An 8,131-nucleotide genomic window follows, 5' to 3' on the forward strand; every position below is an offset into this window, starting at 1 on the left:
TTCCGCCACGTTGGCGATATACATGGTGGGTTTGAGGGTGAGCAAGTTGATCTCTTTCAGCATCGCCACTTCTTCTTTATCGAGCGGGAAGGAGCGCAGTGGTTTGGCTTCGTTCAAGTGCGGTTGCACTTTTTCCAGCAGGGCTTTGATTGCTATAGCGTGCTTGTCGCCGCCTTTGGCGGATTTGGCGTAACGGTTGATGGCTTTGTCTACCGCTTCCAGATCGGCGAGCGCGAGTTCGGTATTGATCACTTCGATATCGGCCGCGGGATTTACACCGTTGGCAACGTGGATCACGTTGTCGTCGTCAAAGCAGCGCACTACGTGGGCGATGGCATCGGTCTCGCGGATGTTGGCGAGGAATTTGTTGCCCAAGCCTTCGCCGCGCGATGCACCGGCAACAATACCAGCGATATCGATAAATTCCATAGTGGTGGCGACAACGCGCTCGGGTTTAACGATTTCCGCGAGCTTGTCCTGGCGTGGATCGGGTACGGTCACGATACCGGCATTGGGTTCAATGGTGCAGAAGGGAAAGTTTTCGGCGCTGATACCGGCGTTGGTCAGGGCGTTGAACAGTGTTGATTTGCCGACGTTGGGCAGGCCGACGATACCGCAATTGAAACCCATGATGCTATTCCGCTAATGAGAAGTATGAAAAATAAGGGGTGAAAATCGAGAGGGCGCGATTATACATGCTCGGCGCCCATTAGACGAAGTTTGCGCTGCTTTCCCTTGCAGCTACTTTTTGGGATCGGTATGCAGGTTTTTCATCGCCGTATTCCAATCGCCTTTGAGCGCGTCCGGAGTGCATTTGATGGCGCGGGCGATGGCGTCATCAATCAGTTCCTGTTCGCTCGATGGTGCGCGTTTGAGTACAAAGTTGGCTACCATCGCTGCGACACCCGGGTGGCCAATACCCAAACGCAGGCGCGGGAAATTGGGGTTGTTGCCGAGTGCGGCGATGATATCGCGCAGGCCATTGTGGCCGCCGTGGCCGCCACCTTGTTTAAATCGGGCGATGCCAGGTGCTAAATCCAGTTCGTCGTGGGCGACCAGAATTGCCGCTGGCTCGATCTTGAAAAAATTCGCCATGGCGCCGACCGATTGCCCGCTGCGGTTCATGTAAGTGGTGGGGATCAGCAGGCGTAAGTCGCGCCCTTGGTAATTCACTCGAGCGGTGAGGCCGGAGTATTTGTTGTCATTCACCAGGGATGCGCCGAGTGAGCGGGCGAACTCCTCAACAAAATCGGCACCGGCATTGTGGCGGGTGCGCTCATATTCGCTGCCGGGGTTGCCCAGCCCGACGATCAATTGGATCTCAGTGTTGGCCATGAATCTATCTCATGCTCGAATGGGTGATAGTTATTGCGGCGCGCATTGTACTTGGGAATTGAGTCTGGGAATTGTCCTTTTATCATCGCCATAAAAAAAGGGCTGGCTCCGAAGAGTCAGCCCTTTTTCTGGAGGGGAAGAAGAAATTACGCTTCTTCGCCTTCTGCTGCGCCTTTCGGCTTAACGAGTGTGGCAACTGCCAAATCGTGATCTGCACCTTTTTGCAAGTCAGCAGAAACAACACCGCTTGGCAATTTCAGGTCAGAAATGTGAATGATGGTGCCGGTTTCTGCGTTTGCCAAATCCACTTCAATGAATTCTGGCAATTGGTGTGGGAAGCAGATGACGTCCAATTGGGTCAGGTTGTGAACCACTTTACCGCCCTGGATTTTCACGCCTTTGGAGATTGCTTCATTGATGAAGTGCAGAGGTACATGAGTGTGTACCTTGGTTGACTTATCAATACGCAAGAAGTCCAAGTGCAAAACCACTGGCTTGGACGGGTGACGTTGTACGTCTTTCAGGATCACGTCCTGAGCAGTGCCGTCCACGTTCAAGCTAATGATGTGCGAGTAGAAAGCTTCGTGTTCCAAGTGCTTCATCAGTTCATTGTGAGAAACAGAAACGCTAGCAGGCGCTACGTTGCCGCCGTAAATTACAGCAGGAACTTGATTTGCCAAACGACGCAGGCGGCGGCTCGCACCTTTCCCTAAATCGTTACGGGCTGTTGCATCTAATTTAAAGTCTTCAGACATTTTATCGTCCTCAATTTTCCATTCAGATCCGCGACCAGAACCTGATGGGTTTCAGTAACCACTGTGCAGGATGCGCAGTGGCAGTTTACCGAGGCAATGTTCGTTAGCGGAACATTGCGCTCAGGGATTCTTCATTGCTCAGGCGGCGCATGGCTTCGGCGAGCATTTTCGACAGCGTCAAGCTGCGGATGCGCGAGCATTCTTGAGCGGCTTTGCTGAGCGGGATTGAGTCGGCGACGACTAGCTGATCCAGCTCGGAATTATTCAGGTTTTCAATCGCCTTGCCCGATAATACCGGGTGAGTACAGTAGGCGACGACTTTCTTGGCGCCCTGCGCTTTCAGGGCTTTGGCGGCGCTGCACAGGGTGCCGGCGGTGTCGATAATGTCATCCACCAGCAGGCAAGTGCGGCCTTCAATCTCACCGATAATATGCATCACCTCCGCAACATTGGCGCGCGGGCGGCGTTTATCGATAATCGCCAGATCTATGCCCAATTGTTTGGCTACCGCACGGGCGCGCACTACACCGCCGATATCGGGTGACACTACAATCAGGTCTTCAAATTTTTGCGCTTCTATATCTTCCAGTAACACGGGTGAGCCGTAGACGTTATCTACTGGTACATCAAAGAAACCCTGGATCTGTTCGGCGTGCAGGTCAACGGTAAGTACGCGGTCAACACCCACGCCTACCATCATGTCAGCGACTACTTTGGCGGTGATAGGTACACGCGCTGAACGCACGCGGCGATCCTGGCGGGCGTAGCCGAAGTAGGGCACCACGGCGGTGATACGGCCAGCGGAGGCGCGACGCAGGGCGTCCACCATCACAATCAATTCCATCAGGTTGTCATTGGTTGGGGCGCAGGTTGACTGGACCACAAACACATCGCGACCGCGCACGTTATCGTGCAGCTCGACGGCAATTTCACCATCAGAAAATTGCGAGACAGATACATTGCCGAGTGGCATGCCCAAATGATCCACAATTTTTTTAGCAAGATCCGGGTTTGCGTTGCCGGTAAAGACCATTAAGTCAGTCACGTCAGATACCTTTTGGTGATGGCTGGGGTGATTGCTGGTGGTTAAATGCCAGAGCCGATATTTTCTCTGTGTAAAAAGTCTGTCTGCGCAAAGCAGCGTTTTTTACCCTAGGAAATTTCAGGGTGTTGCGCGGATTGAGCTGTATCAAAAGGGAATTAATCAGAATAGTCATCGTTTAGGATTCGTGTTAGTGGTGCGATTTAAATTGTGAACACACCTGAAACAATGACTGAAAATAGATGGCAGGGGCGGAAGGACTCGAACCTACGAATGGCGGGATCAAAACCCGCTGCCTTACCACTTGGCGACGCCCCTATTGTGTTAAAAACACAGTTCTTGATTAGCGTGAAGGAAGCAGTCTGTAGAGAGGCGATTGGTTTACACCTTGGGCTACAAAACCGGGCAGATGTTTGGGCAATTGTGCCTGCACCTTAAGTGCTTCTTCTGCCGACTCGAAACTTGCAAATACGCAGGCTCCGGTTCCCGTCATTCGCGCGTTGCGATCAAAATTTTGGAGCCAGATGAGTGCGTTATCGACTTGCGGATAGAGCTTTCTCACCAAGGCTTCGCAGTCGTTTTGACCACCCCGCTCAAGGAAGGCCGCCACTTTAATGGCCGAAGTATCTCTTGTCAAATCTTTGTGAGAAAAAATTTCAGCAGTGGATACATGGCAATCAGGTTGTACAACCAGAAACCATTTTGGCTGCATTTCAATAGCTTGTAACTCTTCGCCCACACCTTCTGCCCATGCGGTTTGGGCATTAATAAAGACGGGCACGTCGGCGCCTAGTTTTAATCCAATCGCCTGCAGATGATTTTTATCCAGACCGCAGCCCCATAAATGGTTGAGTGCGACCAGGGTGGTGGCCGCATTGCTACTGCCGCCGCCAATACCACCGCCCATCGGCAGGCGTTTTTCAAGGTGGATATCAATGCCGGCGTGGGCGGATTTGTAGGGTTCAAGCGCTCGCGCGGCTTTGATGATCAGGTTGTGCTCAAAAGTGACCCCGGACAATTCAGGTGCAAGTGTGATTTCACCATCGATGCGGGTGTTAAATGACAAAGTGTCGCCGTAATCGAGCAGTTGAAACAGGGTTTGCAAATTGTGGTAGCCATCGGGGCGGCGGCCAGTAATGTGCAAAAACAAATTGAGTTTGGCGGGCGACAATAGTGTCAGGTTGGTCATTGCGCGGCTCCCAATCGCCAATCGCGGATCACCAGTACCAGACGCACATCTTTATATTCGGCGGTGATTTTTCCTGGCAGAGGTAAATTAATGCCGTTGAAGGTTTGATCGCGGTAGTTGCTGTAATGAATGCTCCAGCCACCTTGAATTAACTGAGCGATTAATCCGGTTTCATTTTGTTGTAGTTGGGTGATACGCAACTTGGGCGCGGGCACGCCGCGTACCCAGTAGGCGAGCTGGGCAACGGGCAGGGTCCAACCGGCAGATTTTTTGATCAGCGCTTCGGCCGTCTTAGCCTCTTGTGCTGGTTCACCGGTTTGTTCGAGGCGCACCTTGTCGGGAGTGCCGGTGATGATCATACTTTTTTGCCCCAGCGGGCCGCTGAGGTTGATTTGGTAGCTGGCGAGTTGTTGTGCCCATTTGACGCTCGCGCTGCCGCTGTCGGCGCTGGTACGAATACCCAATTTCCCGGACAGTTGCCAATCATCAATCGCCTGCACCTGCCGCTGGTGTTCCACGACATCCTGCGGCGGTGTTAGCGAGCCCTGATGCACGCAGCCGCCGATAAACAGCAGTGACACTATGAGAAGTAAACGGTGTTGCATCATAAATCGGCCTTGAGGCGGTTGAGGGTTTCCTGGATGACCGGGTCGTTGGGGGCGAGTTTTATACCTTCTTGCCACACCCGGCGCGCCTCTTCTTTATTGCCCAGCATCCACAAAATTTCACCCAGATGAGCGCTGATTTCAGCATTGGGGGCGGCGGTAAATGCCCTTTGCAACAGTTCCAGTGCCTCGGGGTATTTACCGGTGCGATACTGAAGCCAGCCCATGGAATCCATGATGGCCGCATCGTCGGGTTTGAGTTTGAGTGCTTTTTCCAGCAATACCCGCGCTTCATCAAAACGCTGCGTCCGATCAGCCAGTATGTAACCAAGCGAATTGAGCGCAGCGATGTTATCTGGCTGCTGTTTCAATATCTGGCGCAGGTCGCGCTCAGCGGCGGCGATGCGTTTGCGCTGGTTATTGAGCATGGCGCGCGCAAACAATAAGCGGGTGCTGCTGGCAAAGCTGGCCAAACCTTCGCTGAATACCACATCCGCTTCCAGTAGGTAGTTGTGTTTCACCAGTGTCTGACCGTGCAGTACATAGAGGGCTTCGCTCTGGTCGGGGAAGCGCAAACGCAGGCGATTCATATGTTGTTGGGCGCTGAGGAAATCTTCCTGGCGCACAAATATATCCAGCAGATTGATGGTAGCCGAGAGAAAGTCGTTACCGTTTTCCACCTGTAGATAATGAATGATGGCCTCGGGCAAGTCGCTGCGCGCGTCAGCCATGCGCCCTAAATAATAGTGGGCGGTGGAGATGTGCAGGTCGCGATCCAATAACTCTTCAAAGGCTTGGCGCGCCGTCTCGGTATCTTTGCGCTCCAGCGCGATAATCCCCAGCGACAGCAACATATCGCCATTGCCTGGCAACTGCTTGGTGAGGATAGTAAATTGCTCCTGCGCCAATTCCATATCGTGATGGGTGAGGATGCGCGCGTACTGCTGGCGCAGGCTGGTGTTGTCCGGGTAAAACTCCAGTAACGCGGCCATTTTGGCAATCGCTTCCTGGTCGCGTTTTAACTGATGCAACAAATTCGCTTCCAGTATGGCAGCGGGAATACTGCGCGGATGGATTTTAAGCGCCTGATGGGTGAGGTTCATGGCCTCATCATATTTGCCCTGTTGCTGGAGCAGTATGCCCGTGCCGACCATCAGCTGCTCATCCTCTGGATGGTTTTGCAGCTCGGTGACAAAATCGTTTAGTAACAGTGCGCGTTGAATATCGTCCAGGCTCGCAGCATTGGCGGCAATATTCTGGAACAGGGGTTCACCGCCTTCATCTTGCAGACGGCGCGAAAACTCAAAGGCTTCGCGCAACTGGCCAGCTTGCATATAGGCCATCGAGGTGTTGGCGAGCGCATCTTTATTGTGTGGGGCGGCTTTGACCCAGATCTGGACCATTTCCAGCGCCACCGTATTGTTGCCCAGATAGCGCGCGATCATAGTGGCGCGCTCGGCGATCTGCGGGTCGCGCGTCTCGCGTGCCTGCTGTACGTAATTGCTCAGTGCCAGGTCATATTGCGCGCGGCTGCCGGCAATTTCAGCGGTGAGCAGCGAATAGAGTGTCTCGGTGGGAAATGGCTTGGCCGGTGTCTGGATGAGTATTTCCGGCTGGGGTTCAGGTGCCGCCACTGTGCGCGCTGATTGCAGGCTGCAACCGCTCAATACCCAGTAAAGGGTCATGCTCGACAGGATAATGGGGCGGTGTTTGATCATGCGCGACCGGTAACGGAACAGAAGGGTGGGCGCAAACCAGGTTGCGCGGTCGGACATCATAAACGTGAAGGCGGATGATAAAAAGGGCGTTCTGGTGTCGATGTGAAAAGATCCCGCCCGCGTCCGCCAGTTAAAGCCCGGTACGCCGCGCCAGAGCGGGTTGGGTATCGATCAAACGGCGGGTTTCGAGGAAGGTCTGTTGGATCAGATAGGCATCGCCACTCGCCCGGTGGCGTTTGATGTCGAGCCGCTTTTCCAACTGCTTTTTGGTTTTATCCCACACCAGCAGTTGCGCTTCGGTGGCAATCATTTCAATCGGGCTCAAATGAAATCTGGGGTTGATGCGCGCGGCAAAAAATAACCGGTTGAGCCAGGGGCTATCGTGGGTCCAGGCATCGCTGTAAGCAGTGATATCACCCAAGAACTCATTGAGTTCGTTGCAGATATCGCGCGGTTTACGCCCACGTGTTTCGATTAGTTTGCGGGTGATGCCATGTATGGCCTGAGCGCTATGGCTCCAGTGATCCCATTCCGGTTGCGGTTCGATCAACGCGCAGTAGCGCTCGCCATTGGTTTTGACTACGCCGATTTCAATCGGGTAGCTGCGCGAGCCAAAACCTGAGGCTTCGATGTCGATAATGGTCGGGTTGGGCAGTCGGCGCATAAAAATTCCTTGAGCTGCGGCTGTGGTTGAGTATAGATGCAGATGTAACTTGGCGATGAATCGGCGTAATAGCACCTGTTTATGGCAGGATTAAGAACTTGCCTCTTGTCACGCCCTCTCTGTGACCGGACAATACCGGCCTTTATAACGACTAGCCTGATCCATGACCCTGTTAGCCTTTGGCATCAACCACACTACCGCCCCTCTTGCCTTGCGCGAGCGGGTTGCGTTCGCGCCGGAAAATCTGCAGGGCGCGATGCAAGAGGCCTGCGCCCACGCGGGGTTGACCGAAGTTGCCATCCTCTCCACCTGCAATCGCACTGAAATCTATGCGGCGAGTGAAAGTGATGCGACCGCGATCCAGCAGTGGTTGGTCGACCACACCGCGATTGAGGCGGCAGATTTGGCCAATAGCTATTACTGCTATCAGGATCATGAAGCCGTGCGCCATATGATGAAGGTTGCCGGCGGCCTGGATTCACTCGTGCTGGGTGAACCGCAAATTCTAGGCCAAATGAAGTCAGCTTTTGCTGTTGCCAAAGAAGCGGGCACTTTAGGTGCGGAATTGCACGCAACTTTCCAGCAGGTTTTTAATATCGCCAAGCGTGTGCGTACAGAAACAGCGATTGGTGAGAACCCTGTCTCAGTGGCATACGCGGCGGTGAGCCTCGCGCAGCAAATTTTCTCCAACCTCAAACAGGATACTGCGCTCCTGATTGGTGCAGGTGAAACTATTGAACTGGTTGCACGCCATTTGGCGGAGCAGGGCATTAAACATATTAGTGTGGCCATCCGCACCCTTGACCGTGCCCAACGCCTCGCG

9 protein-coding genes and 1 tRNA gene are annotated in these 8,131 nt (G+C 53.6%); 1 reads left to right on the forward strand and 9 read right to left on the reverse strand.

Going from position 1 to position 8,131, the window contains the following annotated elements; translation table 11 throughout:
• The 9 genes from ychF to ACWA6V_RS13200 all read right to left on the reverse strand — a co-directional run.
• Positions 1-630 (reverse strand): redox-regulated ATPase YchF (gene ychF, locus ACWA6V_RS13160; protein WP_449522919.1); only part of this gene is annotated, 630 nt, incomplete at its 3' end.
• Positions 631-741: 111 nt separating this feature from the next.
• Positions 742-1,335 (reverse strand): aminoacyl-tRNA hydrolase, encoded by a 594-nt coding sequence (pth, locus tag ACWA6V_RS13165; RefSeq protein WP_449522920.1) that lies wholly within the window; start codon positions 1,333-1,335, stop codon positions 742-744.
• Between the two features lie 146 nt (positions 1,336-1,481).
• A complete protein-coding gene (locus ACWA6V_RS13170; RefSeq protein WP_449522921.1) occupies positions 1,482-2,090 on the reverse strand; it encodes a 50S ribosomal protein L25/general stress protein Ctc in 609 nt (202 codons plus the stop codon).
• Between the two features lie 103 nt (positions 2,091-2,193).
• Entirely contained in the window at positions 2,194-3,123 is a 930-nt protein-coding gene (locus tag ACWA6V_RS13175; RefSeq protein ID WP_449522927.1) for a ribose-phosphate pyrophosphokinase, read from the reverse strand.
• A 252-nt stretch (positions 3,124-3,375) separates the two neighbouring features.
• Positions 3,376-3,450 (reverse strand) — tRNA-Gln (locus ACWA6V_RS13180).
• Positions 3,451-3,475: 25 nt separating this feature from the next.
• Positions 3,476-4,321, reverse strand: coding sequence for a 4-(cytidine 5'-diphospho)-2-C-methyl-D-erythritol kinase (gene ispE, locus ACWA6V_RS13185; protein WP_449522922.1), 846 nt, complete (start codon positions 4,319-4,321; stop codon positions 3,476-3,478).
• Entirely contained in the window at positions 4,318-4,929 is a 612-nt protein-coding gene (lolB, locus tag ACWA6V_RS13190) for a lipoprotein insertase outer membrane protein LolB (protein ID WP_449522923.1), read from the reverse strand. Before lolB ends, ispE begins: the two co-directional genes overlap by 4 nt.
• Positions 4,926-6,704, reverse strand: a complete 1,779-nt coding sequence (locus ACWA6V_RS13195; protein ID WP_449522924.1) for a tetratricopeptide repeat protein — start codon at positions 6,702-6,704, stop codon at positions 4,926-4,928. The genes lolB and ACWA6V_RS13195 overlap by 4 nt, the downstream gene beginning before the upstream one ends.
• Before the next feature lie 70 nt (positions 6,705-6,774).
• The gene (locus tag ACWA6V_RS13200; RefSeq protein WP_449522925.1) at positions 6,775-7,308 is read right to left on the reverse strand and encodes a 3'-5' exonuclease; all 534 of its coding nucleotides are present in this window, start codon (positions 7,306-7,308) and stop codon (positions 6,775-6,777) included.
• Positions 7,309-7,471: 163 nt separating this feature from the next.
• Between ACWA6V_RS13200 and hemA the strand changes: the two genes are divergently transcribed.
• On the forward strand, positions 7,472-8,131 hold a 660-nt coding region (hemA, locus tag ACWA6V_RS13205; RefSeq protein WP_449522926.1), incomplete at its 3' end, for a glutamyl-tRNA reductase.

The organism is Cellvibrio sp., from assembly GCF_053579595.1.

Coding starts and splice junctions, on each gene's coding strand:
- pth (WP_449522920.1), bottom strand. CDS start 1,335: ATGGCCAACACTGAGATCCAATTGATCGTCGGGCTGGGCAACCCCGGC.
- ACWA6V_RS13170 (WP_449522921.1), bottom strand. CDS start 2,090: ATGTCTGAAGACTTTAAATTAGATGCAACAGCCCGTAACGATTTAGGG.
- ACWA6V_RS13175 (WP_449522927.1), bottom strand. CDS start 3,123: ATGGTCTTTACCGGCAACGCAAACCCGGATCTTGCTAAAAAAATTGTG.
- ispE (WP_449522922.1), bottom strand. CDS start 4,321: ATGACCAACCTGACACTATTGTCGCCCGCCAAACTCAATTTGTTTTTG.
- lolB (WP_449522923.1), bottom strand. CDS start 4,929: ATGATGCAACACCGTTTACTTCTCATAGTGTCACTGCTGTTTATCGGC.
- ACWA6V_RS13195 (WP_449522924.1), bottom strand. CDS start 6,704: ATGATGTCCGACCGCGCAACCTGGTTTGCGCCCACCCTTCTGTTCCGT.
- ACWA6V_RS13200 (WP_449522925.1), bottom strand. CDS start 7,308: ATGCGCCGACTGCCCAACCCGACCATTATCGACATCGAAGCCTCAGGT.